The organism is Candidatus Eisenbacteria bacterium (assembly GCA_035712145.1).
GTDB lineage: Bacteria > Eisenbacteria > RBG-16-71-46 > RBG-16-71-46 > RBG-16-71-46 > DASTBI01.
In genome coordinates this window covers 1-1,508 of the sequence record DASTBI010000045.1, presented here as the reverse complement: position 1 = coordinate 1,508, position 1,508 = coordinate 1, and the positions used below count along the sequence as shown (strand labels likewise).

At 66.8% G+C, this 1,508-nt stretch carries 1 protein-coding gene and 1 tRNA gene; both read left to right on the top strand.

The window, feature by feature from the left end; all coding sequences use genetic code 11:
- The coding region (locus VFQ05_02720; protein ID HET9325665.1) for a hypothetical protein at positions 1 to 1,320 on the top strand (1,320 nt) is incomplete at its 5' end.
- A 72-nt stretch (positions 1,321 to 1,392) separates the two neighbouring features.
- Positions 1,393 to 1,469 (top strand) — tRNA-Arg (locus VFQ05_02715).
- Positions 1,470 to 1,508 lie beyond the last annotated feature (39 nt).

The window sequence follows — 1,508 nt, the reverse complement described above, 5'->3', positions numbered from 1 at the left end:
TGGTGGTCGGATCTCAACCTGCACACCGCTTCCGGATCGCGCGTGGAGCTCGACACCAGCCAGCCACTCCGGGCCAGCGACGGAACCGGATTCGAGAGCCGCGATCTCTCCGTCCAGACAAATGTCGAAGGTCGTCTCTCGCGGATCCTCTGGAACGCCGGCATCGAGCTCGACCGTCCGCGCTGGTCTCTAGGATGGGAGGGAAGCCAGGGGAGTTTCTCCGGACAGGGTTCGAGCGGTGGAGTCGACGCCGGGATCCGGCTCGGGATCCTGCCCTCGCTCACGTGGCAGCTGAGGGGAGCCGCCTCGTCGTCGCCGTCGCCCGGCGCGCGAGCCGGCTTCGGCGCAGGCGTTCGTTACCAGCATCCATCCGGCACGACGGTCCAGGCCGCCTGGGAGCGCGCCCGGACACCCGCGGTGCTGAATTCCGATCTCTACGATGAGCCGATCGCACTCGCCGCCAATCTGGTCCAGGAGAAACAGCAGGTCGATGCGCGCTGGAATGCGCGATACGGGCTGGTTCTCGAGGGCGCCCTCGCTCGCACCCGGTGGCTGCCGTTCGAGGCCGTCGCACGTGCGCCGAGCTATCAGTTCGCTCCCTCCGGAAGCGCCGCCTTCGACCAGGCGGCTTTGCGCTGGCGGCGACCGCGAGCACAGGCACTGCTCCGCTGGACGCGTTTCGCGGTCGACGTGCAAGGCGACGTGTCCTGGTGGGGAGAGAGCTTCGGCGGGCTGGATTACCTGCACGGCTCGCTCCACTCCTGGCTCACCGCGGTCGAGCTCACGCCGACGCTCAGGCGCCGCACGCTGTTCGAATTCGAAAGTGCTCATCTCGACGCGCGGGCGCGGGGTGAGATCGAATCGTGGCCGTTCACCTCGACGCTCGTCGATCTGCTCGGCCAGCGGCGCATCTTCAGGCTGAGAGGAAACGCAGACTGGCAGCGCTGGCATCTGTCGCAGCAGTTTCCGATCCGTCGCCGCGCGAGTGGACGGGCGAGCGTGGAGTGGCTCGACATCCTCCCGCATGGACAAGTGGAGTCATGGCGCCCCGCGTTCCTGGTCTTTGGCAAGGCCGACGCTCAGACCGATACATGGAGCGTGCGACGGGTGAACCTGGCCGTGCTCTCGCTGGGAGCCACACTCTCGGTGCGGGCGTTCGAGGTCGATCTTGGCCTCGAGCAATGCGTCTTCGCTCGGGCGATGAAAAACAGCTCGCCGCCGGCGTCGGTTCCTCAGGCGCAGCCCACGCGCTCCGCGCCTCGTCATGACGAAGAGGGAGCAGGAACTCGCCTGCGTCTCGTCGCGTCCCGGCACTTCTAACGCTTCGGGCGCCATGACGCCGGCGCGGCCCATGTGCTATAAACGCAGGCCGCTCCGCTCGCGAGGCTTCGTGCGCCCGTAGCTCAATTGGATAGAGCGTTAGCCTCCGGAGCTAAAGGTTACAGGTTCGATTCCTGTCGGGCGCACCACTCAAACTCCACCTGGATGCAGGGCATGGCAGGCGACAG